The sequence below is a fragment of the Anaerobacillus sp. 63XJN7_4_ISO-PGPR-S23-413 genome (assembly GCF_056173725.1).
This window is the reverse complement of sequence record NZ_CM149688.1, coordinates 905,393-924,618: the sequence shown is the minus strand read 5'-3', so window position 1 is coordinate 924,618 and position 19,226 is coordinate 905,393. Positions and strand designations below refer to the sequence as shown.

Annotated in this window: 23 protein-coding genes; 4 read left to right on the top strand and 19 right to left on the bottom strand. The window is 37.9% G+C overall.

The genetic code is table 11. The features are described 5' to 3' along the window. The first annotated feature begins 770 nt into the window (after nt 1-770). A complete protein-coding gene (locus AC0VYO_RS05050) occupies nt 771-974 on the top strand; it encodes a hypothetical protein (protein ID WP_475366750.1) in 204 nt (67 codons plus the stop codon). Further along, on the top strand, nt 971-1,570 hold the full coding sequence (locus AC0VYO_RS05045) for an ATPase (RefSeq protein WP_430243582.1): 600 nt from the start codon (nt 971-973) through the stop codon (nt 1,568-1,570). The genes AC0VYO_RS05050 and AC0VYO_RS05045 overlap by 4 nt, the downstream gene beginning before the upstream one ends. A 172-nt stretch (nt 1,571-1,742) precedes the next feature. Here the strand turns inward: AC0VYO_RS05045 and AC0VYO_RS05040 are convergent, their stop codons facing one another. The 9 genes from AC0VYO_RS05040 to AC0VYO_RS05000 form a co-directional block, all read right to left on the bottom strand. Then, nucleotides 1,743-1,931 carry a hypothetical protein gene (locus AC0VYO_RS05040; protein ID WP_475366749.1) on the bottom strand — a complete coding sequence of 63 codons (189 nt, stop codon included), beginning with the start codon at nt 1,929-1,931 and terminating at the stop codon, nt 1,743-1,745. A 924-nt stretch (nt 1,932-2,855) separates the two neighbouring features. Continuing rightward, nucleotides 2,856-3,689 (bottom strand): DUF6843 domain-containing protein, encoded by an 834-nt coding sequence (locus AC0VYO_RS05035; RefSeq protein WP_475366334.1) that lies wholly within the window; start codon nt 3,687-3,689, stop codon nt 2,856-2,858. A 410-nt stretch (nt 3,690-4,099) separates the two neighbouring features. Next, the gene (locus AC0VYO_RS05030) at nt 4,100-4,675 is read right to left on the bottom strand and encodes a histidine phosphatase family protein (RefSeq protein WP_303536498.1); all 576 of its coding nucleotides are present in this window, start codon (nt 4,673-4,675) and stop codon (nt 4,100-4,102) included. Nucleotides 4,676-5,057: 382 nt separating this feature from the next. Then, entirely contained in the window at nt 5,058-5,222 is a 165-nt protein-coding gene (locus tag AC0VYO_RS05025) for a hypothetical protein (RefSeq protein ID WP_475366330.1), read from the bottom strand. Nucleotides 5,223-5,473: 251 nt separating this feature from the next. Continuing rightward, a complete protein-coding gene (locus tag AC0VYO_RS05020; protein ID WP_430243594.1) occupies nt 5,474-5,767 on the bottom strand; it encodes a TIGR04104 family putative zinc finger protein in 294 nt (97 codons plus the stop codon). Between the two features lie 22 nt (nt 5,768-5,789). Beyond that, nucleotides 5,790-5,975 (bottom strand): hypothetical protein, encoded by a 186-nt coding sequence (locus tag AC0VYO_RS05015; RefSeq protein ID WP_475368541.1) that lies wholly within the window; start codon nt 5,973-5,975, stop codon nt 5,790-5,792. Nucleotides 5,976-6,004: 29 nt separating this feature from the next. Continuing rightward, nucleotides 6,005-6,577: a DUF4825 domain-containing protein gene (locus AC0VYO_RS05010; protein WP_475368540.1), complete on the bottom strand. Its 573-nt coding sequence runs from the start codon at nt 6,575-6,577 to the stop codon at nt 6,005-6,007. Nucleotides 6,578-6,705: 128 nt separating this feature from the next. Beyond that, complete coding sequence (locus AC0VYO_RS05005; RefSeq protein ID WP_475366739.1) at nt 6,706-7,104, bottom strand: VOC family protein; 399 nt, start codon at nt 7,102-7,104, stop codon at nt 6,706-6,708. A 209-nt stretch (nt 7,105-7,313) separates the two neighbouring features. Beyond that, on the bottom strand, nt 7,314-7,745 hold the full coding sequence (locus AC0VYO_RS05000; RefSeq protein ID WP_475366738.1) for a VOC family protein: 432 nt from the start codon (nt 7,743-7,745) through the stop codon (nt 7,314-7,316). A gap of 249 nt (nt 7,746-7,994) precedes the next feature. On the opposite strand from AC0VYO_RS05000, the gene guaC reads away from it, so the two are divergent. After that, entirely contained in the window at nt 7,995-8,978 is a 984-nt protein-coding gene (guaC, locus tag AC0VYO_RS04995) for a GMP reductase (protein WP_430243601.1), read from the top strand. A gap of 270 nt (nt 8,979-9,248) precedes the next feature. Continuing rightward, on the top strand, nt 9,249-10,736 hold the full coding sequence (gene dacB, locus AC0VYO_RS04990) for a D-alanyl-D-alanine carboxypeptidase/D-alanyl-D-alanine endopeptidase (RefSeq protein ID WP_475368539.1): 1,488 nt from the start codon (nt 9,249-9,251) through the stop codon (nt 10,734-10,736). Between the two features lie 223 nt (nt 10,737-10,959). Here the strand turns inward: dacB and AC0VYO_RS04985 are convergent, their stop codons facing one another. The 10 genes from AC0VYO_RS04985 to AC0VYO_RS04940 all read right to left on the bottom strand — a co-directional run bounded on the left by AC0VYO_RS04985 (nt 10,960) and on the right by AC0VYO_RS04940 (nt 19,176). Then, entirely contained in the window at nt 10,960-12,018 is a 1,059-nt protein-coding gene (locus AC0VYO_RS04985; protein WP_475368538.1) for a galactitol-1-phosphate 5-dehydrogenase, read from the bottom strand. 40 nt (nt 12,019-12,058) lie between these two features. Then, entirely contained in the window at nt 12,059-12,208 is a 150-nt protein-coding gene (locus AC0VYO_RS04980) for a hypothetical protein (protein ID WP_475368537.1), read from the bottom strand. Nucleotides 12,209-12,277: 69 nt separating this feature from the next. Then, nucleotides 12,278-13,309 carry a zinc-binding dehydrogenase gene (locus AC0VYO_RS04975; RefSeq protein WP_475368536.1) on the bottom strand — a complete coding sequence of 344 codons (1,032 nt, stop codon included), beginning with the start codon at nt 13,307-13,309 and terminating at the stop codon, nt 12,278-12,280. 47 nt (nt 13,310-13,356) lie between these two features. Beyond that, nucleotides 13,357-14,616, bottom strand: coding sequence for a galactitol-specific PTS transporter subunit IIC (locus AC0VYO_RS04970; protein WP_303530167.1), 1,260 nt, complete (start codon nt 14,614-14,616; stop codon nt 13,357-13,359). Nucleotides 14,617-14,692: 76 nt separating this feature from the next. After that, complete coding sequence (locus tag AC0VYO_RS04965) at nt 14,693-14,977, bottom strand: PTS sugar transporter subunit IIB (RefSeq protein ID WP_303530168.1); 285 nt, start codon at nt 14,975-14,977, stop codon at nt 14,693-14,695. A gap of 65 nt (nt 14,978-15,042) precedes the next feature. Further along, on the bottom strand, nt 15,043-15,327 hold the full coding sequence (locus tag AC0VYO_RS04960; RefSeq protein ID WP_475368535.1) for a PTS sugar transporter subunit IIB: 285 nt from the start codon (nt 15,325-15,327) through the stop codon (nt 15,043-15,045). Next, nucleotides 15,324-15,815 carry a PTS sugar transporter subunit IIA gene (locus AC0VYO_RS04955; RefSeq protein ID WP_475368534.1) on the bottom strand — a complete coding sequence of 164 codons (492 nt, stop codon included), beginning with the start codon at nt 15,813-15,815 and terminating at the stop codon, nt 15,324-15,326. Before AC0VYO_RS04955 ends, AC0VYO_RS04960 begins: the two co-directional genes overlap by 4 nt. Before the next feature lie 35 nt (nt 15,816-15,850). Further along, entirely contained in the window at nt 15,851-17,911 is a 2,061-nt protein-coding gene (locus AC0VYO_RS04950; protein WP_475368533.1) for a BglG family transcription antiterminator, read from the bottom strand. 351 nt (nt 17,912-18,262) lie between these two features. Next, nucleotides 18,263-18,757: a GNAT family N-acetyltransferase gene (locus AC0VYO_RS04945; RefSeq protein WP_475368532.1), complete on the bottom strand. Its 495-nt coding sequence runs from the start codon at nt 18,755-18,757 to the stop codon at nt 18,263-18,265. Nucleotides 18,758-18,795: 38 nt separating this feature from the next. Next, on the bottom strand, nt 18,796-19,176 hold the full coding sequence (locus tag AC0VYO_RS04940; protein ID WP_475368531.1) for a hypothetical protein: 381 nt from the start codon (nt 19,174-19,176) through the stop codon (nt 18,796-18,798). Nucleotides 19,177-19,226: the final 50 nt, after the last annotated feature.

Here is a 19,226-nt window from a genome sequence, read left to right as displayed (position 1 = left end):
GATTAACATTGTTCCAATTATTTCAAAATCCACTCACTTACTCAACCTTTTCTTTAAAGAAAAAGACGTAATTCCTTAGTACGGAATTACGCCCGATTAATCAAGATCATTATTTAACATTTGCGCTGATATGATATTACAGAATCGCTCCGATTAAATGGAAGACTAGACTTCAAGATATCTTCGGTACTTAAAATAAGTCTTCTTTGAAACCTCGAACCATTTTCATAAGCTCCACTAAATGATGATTAAAAAGATCTTGATTTTAAGATTTTTCAAAAGCCCACTCATATAACCATTTAAAAAATGTTGCAAAAAAAGAGATGCCAATTATACTTACAACTGTCTGCTTATGTGATAAGAACAACACATTCCATATTGATAGGCCAACAATCATGAATAAGAAGAACTTAAAATAACTTAACACTTTCACCACCTCTATTTTTCACACTAAGATTTGATACACAGACTTCAATATTTTCATTTCGTTTCCAATACATTTACGAAAGAAGGTCCTACTTTGTTTCAACCTGTCTATTATTTGATAACTGATCCTTCTATATAAATACTCTAAACAAAAAAAGAGAGCCAATTCTTTGTTAAAGAATCTCGCTCCGAGATTGTTTAATAACTGTTATTTCAAAGACATTTCTTCCTCAAGTGATTGTCGTTCCATTTCTGGCACCTCAGTAGTCAGCTATTGTGGAGCCTTATGAAAATATTCATTTCATCTGATATAATTAAATTACAAAATAAAGGTGGTGGTTTATGTGTTAGAACGTGAAAGTGAATCACAAGGAAGAAAGTTTGCTTGGGTAGGTAAATGGGCAAAAATGACTGGTGATCGTGCAAAAATTGATGCCAAGGTAAATAACACCTATATCGTTTATGATACAGAAAATGGCCTTGTGAAAGAGTATCCTGATGGAACCGTTGTAAAGTTTGACCAAAAACCAAATGGTGATATTGAATGACAAAGCCAAAGCTCCCTCCCATGATGTATGTTTTTGCTGGTAACAATGGGAGTGGAAAAAGCACGCTACGTAACCTTCTAATTGATAAGTTAGGCATAGACATTAATATTGATCCTGATTCCATTGCGCGTAGATTGGATCCACAATCACCTGAGACGAAACAATTAGCAGCAGGTAAAGCAGCCGTAAGACTGATTTACGAGTGCATTGAAGAAGAAAAGAGTTTTTCAATTGAAACGACGCTCGCTGGAAAAAATGCGATTCACCAAATGACCAAAGCCAAGGAAAAAGGATTTGAAATTACAATGTTTTATGTTGGATTAAGCCACGTCACGCAAAACATTGAGCGAGTCGCATTACGAGTGAGGAATGGTGGCCATCATATCCCAACAAAGGACATCCTGAAAAGAGATATCACTTCCAAAGAAAACCTGCTTCAACACTTGTCACTCATTAACAACCTCGTCGTTATCGATAACAGCAAATCAGATGGAGAATTGATTTTAGAAATATCTAATAACCAATTAACCTTCGAAACTGATGAGATACCTGACTGGGCAGACCCTATAAAACAGAAATTTAATACTCTAAGGTGAAAGCTTCTTCTATTGGTTCATAGAAGAAGCTTTTTAATGTAACTAAGGAATGAACACAAACTAAACAATCGCTCCGAGTTTGTGGAAGATTGTCATTTTACTTCCAATACTCGATTACTGTTCTTTCTTTTGCTTTAGCAACCGTTAGTGAAAATACCTAGTATGAGCTTACTCATATATCTATTCCAAAAAAATTAAGTAGTTCTGAAATGATTTCATCACTTCCTGGTTGAAACATAAATATTGAGAACGCAATACTTATGACCCCTATCAATACCAAGCCATTTCTTTTATTCCCAAGTAGCCCCTTAACAACTAAAAATATTCCTACAAATAATATTAAGAAATACCAAATCCCCATAACCTCACCCCTTAATAGAATAACGTTTCGTCAAATCTTGCACCAGATTGCTAAGCGATAACCACTGTGTAGCTATCGCTCCGATTTTCTAGAAGAAACAATGATTTCATTAATGTAAGATATTTTCTCTATTCTTGGTTCTTATAAAATGAATTGTAATGAAAACTAGAAAGATCAGAGAGAAAGCGCTTAAATATGGGTACACTGAAATCTTAAAAGAGTACAAAATCTTATCAACATCTGAGATGTTACTGGTGTCTAAAGGAACTTCGGTGAAAAATAAATGATCTTCTATGTGTGGATCATTTATTATGTAACTACCAACTATCGCTGATGCAAAATACGTTGTTACGAAGATAGCAATTCCAATAACGATCAGAAAGAAAAACGTCGTCTTTTTCATAACACAACTCCCATCAATTTAGCATATCTAGTTCATTATTCCTTTCGCGATTCTCCTTCAAAGAAGCTTCGTGAAATTTCTATTGTTATGTGGGAATCGCTCCGAGATTGTTGAAGATCACTCAAGAGTTCTTTAGTCGTTATTATTAAGGTAACAGGATGACCACAAAAATTGATATAGAGATAGCATTTCTAAACCTTTTTATGGATTCGTAATATATATGGTTTCTTTTCGTTAATTAAATTCGGTGGAATCCTTACGTATCTTTGGTTACATCTTCAAGAATCTTTTGTCCCTCTAGTACTGTTATTCTAAATATGCGTAAATCTTATGGAGAGTTTTTACTCTGCAGCAGTTATATTAGTTATGTGTTATAAAGACCGGAAAAACGCTGGCGATGCGTCTATACTTGCTAAAAAGTCTTTCATATCTGCTATTGTATGGGGATTATAGTATTCATACCTTACGCACAAGACTCAAGAGAGAGAACTGGGAGTGATTAGGGCTTCGAAACGAAAAAGCTAATACTTGTAGAAATCGGAAAATAAATGTTCGATGACTTCATATTCTTGATCACTATAGAGCGGGTTACCCGTAATACTAAATTGGTCTCCACAGTTTGTGTTTGTTACGTGATGAACTTCATAGCTTTGACCTTCTTTTCCATCAAAATGAATACTACCTGAGCGACTCCGATAAATACAAGAATCATCAATCCTTGTTCTTTTGCCATCACTAGTAACGTAATAAAACTCATCATTTATCATACCTTTAGGCTCATCAGAAGATGTCTTTGCTACACCGTATTCTATACGATCTTCTACACTTGTATATTCTAATTCTTCTTTAGAGACTTGAATTACTTTTTTACCCTTTTCTTTTACCAGACGAGGTTCCTCTTCTTGGTTATATTTGACGACAATAACGCCTTCATACCCCTTAGGAATGAGATACTGCATATCAGTCTTTTGTTCTAAATCGAGTTGATAAAAACCCCATACCCCTGCAAACAACACTAGGACGAACAAGGTGTTGCTAATAAAAGATTTCGTTTGAAACTTTCTAAGTTTGCGATTCTGCCATTCTTCCGCTGTAAAGAAAAAGACCGCAGCTCCAACAGCAACAACTGATAAATCCTCAATTACAAAATATGTAGCAACCGCTAAAGAAAGATGAATAAATGCAGCGACGATAAAGCGATAGGATGATAATTTGTTCGAAACCCAATCAGATAAAAGAGATACGGGAATTCCAAATATTAAAGTACCAAAGGCTGTATAAGCCATAATGACCACTATAAACATGAAATCATCAATCCCAAATGGTTCACTTGAACCAATAAACCCACTTAGCATCCACAATAACCCCATAAATAACGTAGTAAATACAGCGGACAGAAGTTTATTTTTAATTGGTTTCTCCTCCCTTGTTAACCATTTAATAAAATGCTAATGTGAATTAATTCACATTAGCATTTTATCACAAATAGGGTTATTTCTAATACTCTTGTAGAAAAAGGTCTGATCCGATTAAAAGACTGAAATGCTTCGTAGCAAAGGAATGATTAAGAGAATCTGTCACAAAAAGTTACAGGAACGATCAGTTTTGGAAAGTTTAAAAAGTTTTCTCATTTTGATATTCACTATTGTATATGAAAACAGGGTGCAAGGTTGCGGTCCATTAGCGGTTGTTGATACTGGAGCTAAAAAGGGAAACCCGTCCAAAACTGGTTTCCCCACTTATTCAAAAATCGCTCCGAGTTTGTTTAATACTGAATCCTTATCCAACCAGCATCCTTGGGAAAGTCATCTCTAGTAAGTAATCGTTTTGAGATTAACTGGCGATAGGATGTGATCGTTCCATCGTGTGACACGACATAAATATTCCCTTTCTCTTCTTGCTTGCACCCTCTCAAGAATTCTTCTCCAATAATCCGAAACTCTTTCTCTGGTAAAGCATTTATACCATCTTTCCAAAGCTCTTCAGAAACCTGGTGATCTAAATTAAATTCAGGAAATACCTTTTCAATGTTTTCCCGTTTCATCATTATGTCACAAGGAAGCGTTCGCCATTCTTGTTTTTGTGGAAACATTCTTGGAGAAACCAGGGGACTAACAATTGCTTTAACTTTCGCACTTCCTATCCATATTTGAGCAGTTTCTAGCGTTCTTTGAGTAGGACTTATAATGAGCGTGTCTTCACTTTTCAGATGAAAAGTATCTCTTAATAAATATGCTTGCTCTTTTCCTTCTTTTGTTAGAGAAGGATTTTTCATATGTAAACTATTAGGTGTATCTAGTGTATGCTGTCCTTGACCATGTCGTACAAATATTAGTTCCATAATTCCCTCCCTAAACTTATTATTTACTCTTTAATCGCTCCGAGATAGCAGAAGATTGGTTATCTTCTATTATTCTGCATAAAAGATTATCGATTTAAATGAATTCTTATTTATTATTGACTCTGCTTTTGTTATTCCTAGTTACTTTTATTATTCCTCTTATATTACGTATTACTTTAAACAGCCCCACTACAGTAGCGATAATAAATAAACCAGTTGTAAATGAATTCAAAAATATATCCACTTGACTAATAACAAAACAATAAAGAAGTATCCATACTACTAAGTCTATTACTTTGTTAGTAAGCTCTGACTTGAAAATATCACAACATCCTTTCAATAAATGTGCAGTAATCGCTCCGATTACATTGAATACTGAACACTACTCTTTATCTTTCAGGTTTTTCAGTTCGCTTTCAAGGTTTTGAACCTTTTCCTTTAATTCCTGATTCGGTTGTATTAACCTTCTTCCTATAATGATTAAAGTACCTATAACTGCAACAACTCCGCCAATAACAGCCACTACTCCTAATAAAATAAGATCCAAGAAACCATCCCTCCTAAATATAGCTAATTCCCTATACGAAAAAGTATGGTTTTAGTTCCAATAACCTCTATTATCTCGAATTCAAGTCTTCAAGAAACCTGCCCTTATCTTGAAGACTACAACAACCAACTAATCCTTTATTGATTAATATATGTACCCTCTCTTAAATGCCCTTTTTATACCTACTACATTCCATCTACCTTCGTGAGCAGCATCATCAACTGATGAAAATCCAATTGACTTCCTCTCATTCACCAAAGTGGTTCCTCTTCGTTACTTAACTGGTAATACAAAGGAGAAAGAAGAAGAATGAGTACTAGTAAAGCAAATGAAAAACTCAAATAGAACCATAACGAAAGCCTATAAATTGAAGTAATCGCAAGAGGAATAACGACTAGCATTGATGTATAACTCGATCGTTTTCTCGATTTTGCAGATAGATATTGGTTTGCGTCACAGTTTGGACACCTGGCCTTTGCGCGATAAATTAATCTTAATGCTTCCTTCCATTTCCATGTATAGCCACAAGTCTGACAAGTTGGCATGATCTCTTCTCCCTTCTTTCTTTTATTTCTCACAAGAAAAACGCCAATTTATGCCCAAAAGATCTTTTTCTAAATTGACTTTTCCTCCTACTTCTTTACATCCTTCAACCGCCATATCCATAGCTCGGTTGTTATTATAAGACGCCAATCCAATTATCAATAGGATAAATGCTAGCGGAAGGACCATGATGTAACGAACTTTCTTCATTTATTTAACACCTACTTTTACATCACTAATCAATTAAAATAGTCCTCATAGTTATTTGCCATTTTCTCTAATTCTTCTTCATGCTTTTTCACATATTCCTCGGCGAATGTTTCCTCCATAAGCTGCTCCTCGCTTGGAAATTCACCAAATTTGCTCGTTAATGTGGCTACCATTTCATCTCTCGTTATACGGAAGCTCTCATCTTGCACTCGAAATTCATATTCTTTGGCGTTCGGCACTAAGATCGTTAAGTAAATCGCGTTATAATGGAAAATCCTCTGAGCGCTGTTTGCTCCATCAAACCAGGTAGAATTGAAGTCTAATTCAGAACTTGCTCGCTCCTCGTCATATGTCACGCTTATCTTTTGATCAGATAAATCAAATTTATTAACTGTTCCGCTTCCCGGAAGTTGCGCTAGAATGGCTAGAACAGCTGAATTGTCCCCAACATATGTCCCGCTAAATTTCAGCAATTCCACCTGATCGATTCCACCAATCGTTTTCACACTCTGTTTATCCGACGACGCATTTCCACTGGAGCATCCAGTCACTAACAGAAAAACGAGTATGATCGACAACCATTTCGTCTGTTTAAAGTACATCTTATTCTCCTTACTGATATTCTTTTATCCTACTTTATTTACGATGGAAACTACTTGGAAGTTTCAATAATTAACCAAAAAGGTAACTCTACTGTGATGAGAGTTACCTTTAAAGCCCGCACATTTGATTACGGCATTTTCTCCATGTCCATATACAACACATTCCATCGATGACCATCTAAATCAATGAACCCTGCTCCATAGAGCCATCCATCTGTTAAGCCGGGTTTGGCATAGATTGCTCCCCCTGCCTTTTCCACGTTCTTTATCATTGCATCTACTTCTTCTCGATCTTCCGCTCCAATTGAAAAAAGCACTTCCGTCGCTTTCATAGAATCCGCTACTCTGTGATGGGTAAACGTTTCAAATTTTGAAGCAGGAAACAGCATAACCTTCGTTCCTTGATCACCGATCGCTACTTGAACACCTTCTCCAATGGCCTGAGCAGCAAATCCGATCTTTGTAAAAAAAGCTTTCGACTTTTCTACATTTTGCACAGGAAGGTTCATCCACAAATCAGTCGCCATCTTTACTCCTCCTTAAAAGCTTTACTAAATAAACTTCTTTGGGTTCCTCACCTTAAGAGAAAGGATTGTACCGCAATTAACACAGAAACAAGCATCAACCGGAGAACTTTTCGCAAATCCTTTTTTCTTAAATAATGAGCCGTACCCAGTAAATTCTCCTGTTCTCGTTTCTTTTTCGCCACACTCAGGGCAACTTTTTTCATTTTCCTTCATCGTTTCATACCCTGCATCTTTTTGACTTGATCAGCATGAAACGGGGAATCTACCACTTCACTAACTACGCTAAAAGAATTATCATCGAGGTCAAAGAAATCAAAACATGTCATGCCCCCGAATTGTTCAAGCTCATTCGTTTTAACACCGCTCTTATTGAGCTTCTCATAAAAAGCTTCAATATCATCAACAAGAAAATTGAAATAGCTATTCCGACGTTCTGCTTTGATGTGAAATTCAGTTGGCTGAACGTTCTCCACTTTCACTAACGCAAGCTGAGTCGAATCATTTGGAAAATAGAAGCCGACACCTTCAGCCAATCCTTCTCCCCACTCTTGAATTTTATGAATACCTAGATGCTTTTCATACCATTTCACTGATTTTTCAAGATCCGTGACTGGTATAAAAATACTGCCAACTCGTATCATAAGACCAACTCCTTTTTATGCTCACTCTTTCTAGAAAACACTTTTTACTATACTGTTCCACTAGACGTATTTCTTTTGATTCCTCTTCTAATTTTCCATATTCTTCGTTCGAATCCCTTTCTTTTCCTCCTCATATGTAAAGGATTTCAAGAAAATCTTTGACAATTACAATGAATTCCTGTAAATTATCAAATGGACGAACATTTAAATTAAATTAAAACGTATTATTCGTTTTTAGGAGTGAATCTCATGGAAAACGTATTCGATTATGAAGATATTCAACTAATTCCCGCTAAGTGTGTCGTAAACAGTCGATCAGAATGTGATACTTCCATTAAGCTTGGCAAGCATACATTTAAATTACCGGTCGTACCTGCAAACATGCAGACGATTATTGATGAAACAATTGCCGTTACTCTGGCTGAAAAAGGATATTTCTATGTGATGCACCGTTTTGAACCGGAAAAGCGTATCGCTTTTATTCGTGATATGAACGCTCGTGAGCTCATCACCTCTATTAGCGTGGGCGTCAAAGAGGAAGAATACACGTTTATTGAACAGCTTAAAGAGCAGGGCCTAGCACCTGACTATATTACGATTGATATCGCCCACGGGCATTCAAATGCGGTCATTGAAATGATCGGTCATATTAAGAAGCACCTCCCAGAAAGCTTTGTGATTGCTGGAAATGTTGGCACGCCTGAAGCTGTCAGAGAGTTAGAGCACGCAGGTGCTGACGCTACGAAAGTCGGCATCGGACCTGGTAAGGTGTGCATTACGAAGATTAAAACCGGCTTTGGTACTGGTGGCTGGCAGCTCGCAGCTCTACGCTGGTGTGCAAAAGCAGCAACAAAACCAATCATTGCAGATGGCGGTATTCGTACGCATGGCGATATCGCTAAATCCGTTCGTTTTGGTGCTTCGATGGTGATGATCGGTTCTCTCTTTGCAGGACACGAAGAATCACCTGGTGAAACGTTCGAACGAGATGGCAAGCTATACAAAGAATACTTCGGTTCTGCCTCTGAATTTCAAAAAGGCGAGAAGAAAAACGTTGAAGGTAAGAAAATGTTCGTTGAGCATAAAGGAGATCTTCAAGACACGCTTACAGAGATGGAGCAGGATCTTCAATCGGCGATTTCTTATTCAGGCGGAGACAAGCTAGAATCAATTCGTACGGTAGATTATGTCGTAGTGAAGAACTCCATTTTTAATGGAGATAAAGTATATTAATGAAGTGGGGGCAGTTGCTAATATGCAACTGCTTTTTTGTGTTTTCATGATTATAGGCTTATTTCACTATTTTTCTCAGCTAGGGCATGTGTAAAAAGATTCAACTTTGTTGAAATGAAAGGGGATTTGAATGTGTTACACGAAAGGTTTAAATTGTAACGACCATTTAGTTAATTAAACGGAGGTGAACAAAATTAAGTAGAGTTCCTTCTACAATGTATTTTAGTTGAAACCATATTTGATCATACTAAACAACGAGGAGATGATGAATTGAAACAAACACTGAAAAGTTGCTTAATCATATCGCTGCTATTCCTCCTTATCTTCCCCCCTCTCACTTCTCATCAAGATGCAAGTGCAGACAAAACAAACAGTACTCTCTCAACACAGTTAAATGATATCCTATCAAATAAACTTCTAGATGGCGCAATCGCAGGGATAAGCGTCCGAGCGGCTAATACAGGTGAGTTAATCTATGAGAACTATGGCGAAACCCGGCTCACTCCTGCCTCTAATATGAAATTATTCACCGCCGGAGCTGCACTTGAAACACTTGGTCCAGACTACCGGTTTAGCACTGAACTGCTCACTGATGGAGAACTCAAAAAAAATAACCTTAAAGGAAACATTTATCTAAAAGGAAAAGGAGACCCTACCCTTCTTAAAGAAGACTTTGATGAACTTGCACAATCTTTAAAAGAAAAAGGTGTACATAAGATACAAGGCGATCTCATTGGCGATAACAGCTGGTATGACGAAGAAGCTCTCTCACAGGACTTGGTTTGGTCGGATGAAGACAACTATTATGGAGCCAAAGTTTCAGCATTAACAGCTTCACCAAACGAAGATTACGACGCGGGTACGATCATTGTTGAAGTTTATCCAGGAAAACAACCTGGCGATCAAGCTGATGTTCAACTTTCACCTTCTTCCGATGTCCTAACAGTTGAAAACCGTGCCATAACAGTCAAAGCGGACAATGATGCCGAATTAACTATTTCACGAGAACATGGATCGAATACAATTTTAGTAGAAGGTGAAATTTCTGAAGATGCCTCACGTAAGCGTGAATGGATTGCGGTATGGGATCCCCCGCAATATGCACTGAGCTTAATGAACCAATCACTAAAAGAAGCTGGAATTAAATTCAAGGGTGACATCCAACAAAGCAAAACACCTGAAGATGCGACTCTTCTCATTGAAAAGAAATCCATGTCATTATCGGAGCTTCTTATTCCATTTATGAAGCTAAGCAATAACGGTCATGCTGAAATATTAGTGAAAGAGATGGGGAAAGTGAAGAAAGATGAAGGCAGTTGGGAAGCTGGATTGGAAGTAGTGACAGACTTTCTTCAAAAGCAAGGCCTTAACACCGACGATATGCGTCTGCGAGACGGTTCAGGTATCTCTCACGTTACATTAGTTAAACCAAATCAACTTTCCAAATTTCTATTTAACATCCAAACCGAAAGCTGGTTTGACCCCTTTTATCGTTCTCTTCCAATTGCAGGCGATTCAGATCGATCTGAGGGCGGTACGCTACGATATCGCATGAGAGACACAGCTGCAGAACAAATCGTCCATGCCAAAACCGGATCCTTAACCGGCGTCTCTTCCCTTTCAGGATATGTGGAACAAGGGAACGGCCTCGTCTTTTCCATTTTACTGAATCAATTTGTTGAAGAAGATGACATCAAGGACATTGAAGACGAAATCGCTATAGTGCTAGCAGAGTACTCTACTGAAGGAAAAGAATAAGATTCACTAGAAAGCGTTCAGTTTTGAAATGCCAAAAAAGAAAATTGAAACACATGATGTCCCCAGGGTTTATGGAATGATCGATAACCACATACCAATCATTAAAAATATCTGAAATAACTCAGCATTGCATATTGCATTGTTCGAAATTAAAAATGGATGACAATTCCCTCTATCCATTCGAGGGAATTGTCATCCATTTTATTTTAGAAAATAGACTTCATTATTTTCTTTCCTTGTCAGGATAAAAGAGAACCTTCACATAGGCGTCTTTTCTGTTAATAATGTTATCAAAGGTTTCTGGGCCATCTTCAAGAGCTAACCTGTGTGAAATCATTGGTTTTACATTAATTCCACCCGTACTCATATAGTGAATCGAAGAACGCCATTCTTCTCCTGGGAATGGTGAGGAAATAGCATTCCAGGATCCTAGAACTCTTAATTCATTTCGAACTATCTTTTCAAAATAAAAACGCTCTATTTTGATATCTGCATAAGGAATACCCATGAACACAACTTCTCCACCTTTTTTTGGTAATGCAAATACCTGAGAAGAGGTAACTGGAGAACCTGCTGATTCGATAGCTAAATCAACGCCAATACCATTCGTGTATGCCATGAGCTGTTCATGAGCAGGCTTTTCCAATGAATTAATAACGACATCTGCGCCTAATTCTTTTGCAATTTTGAGCTTAGCCATGTCGATGTCAATTGCATAGACTTTTTTTGCACCGAAGATTTTTGCCCATTGAACAGCTAATAATCCAATACTTCCGCATCCCATAACAGCGACATCAGCACCAGGCTTGATACTCGAACGATAGAAACCATGAGCTACGACCGAAGAAGGCTCAACTAGTGCTGCTGTATCGTAATCAACGTTATCTGGTATAGACAGAACATGCGATTTAGGTAATTTTACGAACTCCGCATAAGCACCAGGATGGCGTGCGCCAATCACAGTTAACTTAGCGCATCGGGATAAATCACCTTTTTGGCAGTTTTCACATTCTCCGCAATAGAAGGTCGGACACCCGACAACTCGATCTCCTAGTTGAACGTGACTAACCTCCGAGCCAACCTTCGAAACTTCTCCTGCAAACTCATGACCAAAAGTCATACCAGGTACATACGGCCCTAGTTTCCTATACCTGGAAATGTCCGAGCCACATATACCAACTGCTTTCACCTTAATAATAACGTCTTCTTCATTCTCGATGATCGGTTCAGACAGGTTTTCAAATCGAATATCTTGCTCATTATACAAGTTGAGAGATTTCATCTTTACCCTTCTCTCTATTTTTTTATTATTAATCAATCGTTTATGCTGATTCATTTCTAGATCTTCGCCTGCTTAATTTATAGAAAGCCAAACAAACAATGACTGTATTAAAAGTCACTTGATGTTCAAAGTAGAAATCTCCGACAATACTAAATGGTCCGAGCATAAAGTCCAATAGTGCTTCCGTCATTCCTATCCCTCATTTCTTGGTGAGCCCGCGCTCAATAAACTAAAATTTCAGTTTATTACCTCTGTATGATTAGCCGACTGGAGTCAATAACACTTTAATTGCTTCTCCACTTTTAATCACTTTATAAGCTTCTTCCCATTGAGTAATATCAAATTCGTGTGTGACTAAAGAGTTCGCTTTGACGCTTCCGTTATTAATTAACTCTAGAGACGGCTCCCAGTCAGCTGAATTCTGGCTTCTACTTCCGATCACGCGAATTTCCTTTTGAATGATTTTTTCAAGATCAAATTGAACTTCAGGGTTAGCGAAAATACCAACTTGTGCATATTGTCCCTTCTTCCTCAAAAGATCCAACCCCTGTTTGGCTGCTGGAACAGCTCCAGAACATTCAAATACGACATCTGCACCGTACCCATCTGTAAGGCTATTAACCAGTTCTCGAATGTTGTCTTCTTGGATATTCACTACATAATCGATGCCTAGTTCTTTCGCTTTCTCCAAACGGACTTTGTCGTTCGTAAGGCCCGTAATTAATACGGTTGCTCCTCTACTTTTTGCCACCTGGGCCGTAAACAAACCAATCGGTCCTGGCCCCATTACAACGACTATATCCCCGTTAATGATATTCGTTTTTGTCACAGCATGATGCGTACATGCGAGGGGTTCGGTCATAGCTGCTGACCTATAATCAACATTATCAGGGAGAATATGGACACTATCTTTGTGTGCAATTAAATAGTTAGCAAACCCACCATCTTGCTGGGTTCCTAACCCCTTACGATAATTGCATAAGTTATAGTCACCAGACTTACAATACTCACATTCACCACAAATATAAAAAGTAGTTTCGGAAGTAACTCGATCTCCAACGTTGTATTCTGTAACATTTGGTCCTACTTCAATCACTTCTCCAGAAAACTCATGTCCAAGCGTAACAGGGAACCGAACCTTATAATGCCCTTCATAAGTGTGAATATCTGATCCACAGATTCCAGCGTATTTCACTTCAATTTTCACTAAATCTTTCGCTACAGCGGGTTCTTCTTTTTCTTGAATGTCTAAATTCCCAAATCCAGGTGCTGTTTTCACTAGAGCTTTCATATACATTCCTCCTGGTCAATCTAGCATTTTAATTCGAGATCATAGAATTAATTAAACAAGCTAAACACTTTATAGATAAGCCAGTTGACTAAGTTACCACCCTGGTCGATACTAGAGATTTTGGTAGAGCCTTCAGGCATATTAAAATCAGCATTGATCGCCATTTGGGTAAACATCGGAGCGACGTCTGTTGCTATATAGAGCGAAATTCCGATCATAATCGTACCTACGATAACGGAATGAACAATATTTCCTCTTGCAGCGCCGACAATAAATGCCACTACGAACGGAATCGTAGCTAAGTCCCCAAAAGGTAATAGAGAGTTACCAGGGAGAATAACAGCTAAAGCAACAGTAACCGGTACTAGAATAAGAGCTGTAGAAATAACGGCTGGATGCCCTAGCGCTACTGCAGCGTCAAGACCGATATGTATTTCTCTGTCACCAAATCGTTTCGATAACCATTCTCTTGCGGATTCAGAAACTGGCATTAGTCCTTCCATTAAGATCTTTACCATACGAGGCATCAAGACCATAACGGCCGCCATTGCCATGCCGATTTCAATCACATCACCAACGCTATAACCTGCAAGAATACCAATAACGGCACCTAGAAAAAGTCCAATAAAGATTGACTCTCCGAAAATACCAAAGCGTTTTTGGATCGTATCCGGATCTGCATTCCAGTTTTTCACGACTGGGGTTCTTTGTAATAGTTTCACTAAAAATATACCTGGTGCATAAGAAATTGTACTTCCTGTCGCGATCGACACTCCTGGTAGTTCAAAGAATTCACTAACCATAGGTGCTGTCCAGTCCGCAACTTTAAGTGCGATAACTTGGAATATGACTGCAGCAAGTAGACTTTGGATGATACTACCTGAGATGGCATATACCATTGCAGCCATGAAGGTATAGTGCCAGAAGTTCCAAATATCCACATTCATCGTCTTAGTTGTTTTCGTCACTAGCATGATCACGTTCACCAGTAAACCGAGCGGGATAATAAATGCCGCAACACCTGATGCCCAGGCAATAGATGAGGACGCTGGCCAACCGACATCAATCACGTTTAGTTCGACCCCTAATCGATCTACCATCCCCTGCGCTGCAGGTCCCAAATTATTCACAAGCAAATCGACTACTAAAAAGATCCCAACAAAAGCTACACCGATCGTTAAGCCTGACCGAAACGCTTTACCCGGTTTCTGGCCGAATAATAAACCTAGTAAGAAGATAGCTACTGGCAAGATAACGGTTGCACCTAAATCTAAAAAGCCTTGTACGATATTGACGAATCCTTCCATCAAATTTGCCTCCCAACATTATGAAACTAATCTAATTATCTTCTAATAAATGAAGTGAATTCATTTTACTTCCACTCTACCTCTTAAGCTCTTCAAGAATTTTCTGTTTCGTGTCATCCGTTCCGATTCCAGTTAGGAATGACCGGGCATTAATGACTGGAAACGGATATTCTTTCTTCGTCATAGCCGTTGTCACAAGCAAATCTGCCGTATCTACGTAACCACCCACTTCAGTGATTTTGATCTGAACAAGATCCACTTTTAGCTGATGCTCTTTTGCCATTTCTTCAATAGCTCCATTCACGATTGTTGATGTCGCAATACCTGCTCCACATGCTACTAATACTTGTTTCTTTTTCATTCTTTCTCATCTCCCTTTAAAATAGAAATTAATAATCCTAAGTAACAAACTCTATTTGTTTCTAATTATTTTTTGAGCTCTTCAAGAATTTTCTGTTTCGTGTCATCCGTTCCGATTCCAGTTAGAAAAGAACGTGCATTGATGACTGGGAACGAATATTCTTTCTTCGTCATGGCAGTTGTGACAAGCAAATCTGCCGTGTCTACGTAACCACCCACTTCAGTGATTTTGATCTGAACAAGATCCACTTTTAGCTGATGCTCTTTTGCCATTTCTTCAATAGCTCCATTCACGATTGTTGATGTCGCAATACCTGCTCCACATGCTACTAACACTTGTTTCTTTTTCATTCTTTCTCATCTCCTACAAGGGATTCAAATACTATTTTCGTTTTTATTATCTGTTTAATTGTTGTCTTATCCTTCTCCGTCACCAGATACTGTAACGTCTCTTCACTCTGAAATACCTGCATTAACTGTTGCAACAATGAAAGTTGTGAATGAGTTTCATCCATTGCAAGCATGAATACTAATTTCACAGGAGTGGTTTCACTGTCATCCCCCATCACTCCAAAATCTACTGTTTCATTCAATACACCCATACTAATCGTCTTTTGATTAACGTGATGGACGTCTGTATGGGGAATCGCAACTGATATACCAGCTGTTGGTAATCCAGTAGCAAATTCAATTTCTCTTGCGATAATGGCATCAATAAAGCTTTCCTTCACGAGATTTTTGTTCACTAGGTTCTGGCCCATTGTGGTTAGGACTTCTTCTTTTGCTGAACATTCTAGATCCAGAAGAATGACAGATTCATCAAAAAATAACTCACTCATCTCTTCACCTCATTAACTTATTCAGATACAACGTTCTAATCTTTAGAATAGCTTTTGATTATTTCATGAATCTCCTCAACTGAATCAGAGTGAATCACTCGATTTCGATCAACTTCAGAACCAGCAAGCTTCATAAGTTGCATCAACGCATGGATATGTTTCTGCTTGTCTACGGCTGCGATGACAACAACCAGGTTGATTTTGTATTCCGAAGTAAAAGCTACTCCATTTTCTAATTTCAATAAACTCATTCCAACTTCGTTCACACCTTCATCAGGAGCTGCATGGGGGATTGCAACGTTTGAGCCAATAACGATATATGGATCCTCACTTGTCCGATGAAGCATCGCCTCTACGTATTTAGGTTCAATATGACCTTTCCGCATCAAAGGCTCTGAGCTAATTCGAATCGCTTCTTCCCATGAACCAACTGATTTTCTCTTTGTAATATACTCGGGGAGGATGAGTTCATGTAAATGACTATCCAGCTTTTTCACAGTGTGTTTCACTGAGGATTCTTCCTCGCGGTTGATATACGATTGTAGATCTCGGGTAAGCTCTTCTTCATTATTTATCACCGTATGATTTCTAATAATATCGATTAGATGGTTCACGTTTATATCGTTTGGAATGTAACCATATAGTTCTAACATGACTTGCTTTCGTAAACGATATTTCTCATCGCGGCCTAGAAAAGCTTTTGAGACAAACAACTTCTTTTCTGTTTCAAGAAATGTCGGTGAGAAGACAACATCGTAATCTAGATCGTACTCTTGAAACCCTCGTACTGATAATGAATCAAGAAATACAAATTCCGGAAATAACTCTCTTAACTCATTAAACATAAGTCCTGATACAGAGACACCTTGTGGACATACGACAATTGCTTTTGTTTTCTTCTCAATGCTATCGCCCTGTTTTCTCATCCATCCGCCAATTAACATTGTGATATACGCAGTTTCATTCTCAGGGGCTTTACTACCTATTAATTTTTCGAGTGGCCCAATACACCGTTTTATCAAATGATGTAATTCCTTGAATTCGTTACTCAAGGATTTATGAACCTCTATGGTGTCAGTAAGGTGGTATTTGATGCGATAATAGGCTGGTTTAATATGCTGTAATAAGTTATTTAGCAATTGCTCCTTGTTTTGAAAATAAATGCAAGTACTCTTCTCAAAAAGCTGGAGCATCGTATCGATTGCAGGTACTAAGTCTGGAATCGTATCAGCTTCGGTTAGATATTCAGACCAATATACATTCGATGTTAATAAGTGCAGTGTACAAAACAATCTTTCTTCCACTGGTATTTCATCATTGGAATGACGGAATATTTCTTCTGTAGCCTGATATTCCTTTGTATTAGATAAATTTTCATATTTGATTGAAAATGATTGGAGTATCCGACCATGTTGAATTCGTTTTAGAATCAAAATGAAAACATATGGCATCGTACCGATCTTTTCATCCGTAAATTTCAAGTTCAATGTACTCTCAATCTTCTCAATTCGTTTCATAAACTCATCTACTTCACTTTCTTCAATCTGAGCTAAATTCTTCAAAATCACAGTTCCCCCGTGATATTGAAGCAACATATAAGTAACATTAATGAGTAGCTTACGAATTTGAAACTCTTTCCCTTCCAACACGTAACCGCTTTTCCTGGAATATCGAATAATCAAATGATAGTCATCTAGAAAAGATTGAACCTGCTTCATATCACTTAAAACCGTATTCTTACTTACCGCTAGTTCGCTTGTAAAATGATTCAGTGAAAGCTCTTCCTCGTAACTTAACAGCATCAATATAATGAGATACACTCGTTGCTTCTCTGGTAGGACTGCGGTTGTTATAGAAGGTTCTTTCTCATCACCGGTAAGAGTCGTAAAAACCTCTTGATCAATGATGAAGTGCCCCTGTCTTGTTCGTTCGATTACCGGAAGGTCCTTAGTCATCAGCCATTCATTCACTTTGTTAACGCTGTAACCAAGCTGTCTACGAGTTAAGTTATATTTCTTCTCTAAAGCCATACTAGTGATCCTTGGATTACTAATTAATTCCTCCAAAATCAGCTTGCTTCTATCACTACTTGACAACTGTAGCCCCCCTTTCAATATTTATTGTAGCACCCATCACACACGTAATGATTACGCTTTCATCCCAAATTGTCGGACAGTTTATGTACAACGTCGTGATTTAAAAACGGTAATATTATGATCATTGATAACATCCTATAAATTGATAATAAATGATAATTATATAATTTATTTCCAAGTGCTGCTATTAAGTTGTTAGTCGGATTGTTCGTTTGTTTTTCTTTATTTACAATCAAAATAAATGCAAAAAAAGGAACTCCTCTAGGAGTTCCTTGACCTATATTTAAGGTTTTCTTCCATAGCCTACTAAAATTGATAAGATTATCACACTGTCTCTATTTATATACTAGATCATAATGAAATTAAGTGGTACGTCCTCGCCATTTCCCCCTCATGCTTTTCTCCAATTTGAATTTCAAATTCCTTCCCTTCCTGAAATCCAACCTTTTCAAGCACTCGAGCGGATCCTCTATTCTCAACAAGACAAACCGTTTCAAACATCGTCAAGCCAAGTTCCTTTTTCCCAAACTCAATTGCATGCTCAGCTGCTTTTGTACCAATGCCCCGCTTCCAAAAAGGTGGTGCCACCCAATAATCGATCGCACCGACGCCCTCCCTTTCACGTCTGACTGAAATACTTCCAGCGAATTCACCATCAACGACGATGGCGAATGGGTAATGCTTTCCTGCTTTATGTTCTTCTGATACGATCGCAAACCACTCTTCTGCGCCATTCGGAGGGTAGGGATCAGGAACATTTGTCATCCTAGCAATAGCTTTAGAGGAGATGTACTTTTGAATCAACGGAAGATCTTCTTTATTAACCAATCGAAGGGCAACATTCATTATGTATTCTCCTTTTTCAAATGAATTTCAATGTTTATCTAATAAGATTTCTTTTTGAGAAACATCACATCACTAAATGCGATGCCCATCGCTAGTCCAAATGAGGTGAAAAATTCATATCCGGTTATCTCCGATGAAGTAAAATATGAGAACAATAGATTCATAACGCTTAGACCCGAAAACCATTTGAGAAATGTGCCTGCCCTCTCTTTTAATTCGTACTTGTTTAGCAGTCTCATTTTCCAAATAGTTAAAACTACAAAGTACAAAATAGAAAGAAAAAAGACACCTAAACACCCGAGCACCATTTCGCTTGAATACGCGTATCCATCTCGCCAATAAATAAAGATCATCACTGTCCCTATACTGATCAAAATGAGACAAAACATCACAACAGAAAGCCGATTAGCTTTTGTCATTATAGTTAACACCTCCTCTTTCCATTTTTTCACTTTTACGTTATTTTGTC

What these genes read in the sequence shown, in the direction of transcription:
- AC0VYO_RS05015 (WP_475368541.1), bottom strand. Translation starts at nt 5,975, where the DNA reads ATGAAGAAAGTTCGTTACATCATGGTCCTTCCGCTAGCATTTATCCTA.
- AC0VYO_RS05010 (WP_475368540.1), bottom strand. Translation starts at nt 6,577, where the DNA reads ATGTACTTTAAACAGACGAAATGGTTGTCGATCATACTCGTTTTTCTG.
- AC0VYO_RS05005 (WP_475366739.1), bottom strand. Translation starts at nt 7,104, where the DNA reads ATGGCGACTGATTTGTGGATGAACCTTCCTGTGCAAAATGTAGAAAAG.
- AC0VYO_RS04955 (WP_475368534.1), bottom strand. Translation starts at nt 15,815, where the DNA reads ATGAGTGAGTTATTTTTTGATGAATCTGTCATTCTTCTGGATCTAGAA.
- AC0VYO_RS04975 (WP_475368536.1), bottom strand. Translation starts at nt 13,309, where the DNA reads ATGAAAGCTCTAGTGAAAACAGCACCTGGATTTGGGAATTTAGACATT.
- AC0VYO_RS04960 (WP_475368535.1), bottom strand. Translation starts at nt 15,327, where the DNA reads ATGAAAAAGAAACAAGTGTTAGTAGCATGTGGAGCAGGTATTGCGACA.
- guaC (WP_430243601.1), top strand. Translation starts at nt 7,995, where the DNA reads ATGGAAAACGTATTCGATTATGAAGATATTCAACTAATTCCCGCTAAG.
- AC0VYO_RS04985 (WP_475368538.1), bottom strand. Translation starts at nt 12,018, where the DNA reads ATGAAATCTCTCAACTTGTATAATGAGCAAGATATTCGATTTGAAAAC.
- AC0VYO_RS05045 (WP_430243582.1), top strand. Translation starts at nt 971, where the DNA reads ATGACAAAGCCAAAGCTCCCTCCCATGATGTATGTTTTTGCTGGTAAC.
- AC0VYO_RS04965 (WP_303530168.1), bottom strand. Translation starts at nt 14,977, where the DNA reads ATGAAAAAGAAACAAGTATTAGTAGCATGTGGAGCAGGTATTGCGACA.
- AC0VYO_RS04940 (WP_475368531.1), bottom strand. Translation starts at nt 19,176, where the DNA reads ATGACAAAAGCTAATCGGCTTTCTGTTGTGATGTTTTGTCTCATTTTG.
- AC0VYO_RS05000 (WP_475366738.1), bottom strand. Translation starts at nt 7,745, where the DNA reads ATGATACGAGTTGGCAGTATTTTTATACCAGTCACGGATCTTGAAAAA.
- AC0VYO_RS05035 (WP_475366334.1), bottom strand. Translation starts at nt 3,689, where the DNA reads ATGCTAAGTGGGTTTATTGGTTCAAGTGAACCATTTGGGATTGATGAT.
- AC0VYO_RS05030 (WP_303536498.1), bottom strand. Translation starts at nt 4,675, where the DNA reads ATGGAACTAATATTTGTACGACATGGTCAAGGACAGCATACACTAGAT.
- AC0VYO_RS04980 (WP_475368537.1), bottom strand. Translation starts at nt 12,208, where the DNA reads ATGACGGAAGCACTATTGGACTTTATGCTCGGACCATTTAGTATTGTC.
- AC0VYO_RS05040 (WP_475366749.1), bottom strand. Translation starts at nt 1,931, where the DNA reads ATGGGGATTTGGTATTTCTTAATATTATTTGTAGGAATATTTTTAGTT.
- AC0VYO_RS04945 (WP_475368532.1), bottom strand. Translation starts at nt 18,757, where the DNA reads ATGAATGTTGCCCTTCGATTGGTTAATAAAGAAGATCTTCCGTTGATT.
- AC0VYO_RS05020 (WP_430243594.1), bottom strand. Translation starts at nt 5,767, where the DNA reads ATGCCAACTTGTCAGACTTGTGGCTATACATGGAAATGGAAGGAAGCA.
- AC0VYO_RS04970 (WP_303530167.1), bottom strand. Translation starts at nt 14,616, where the DNA reads ATGGAAGGATTCGTCAATATCGTACAAGGCTTTTTAGATTTAGGTGCA.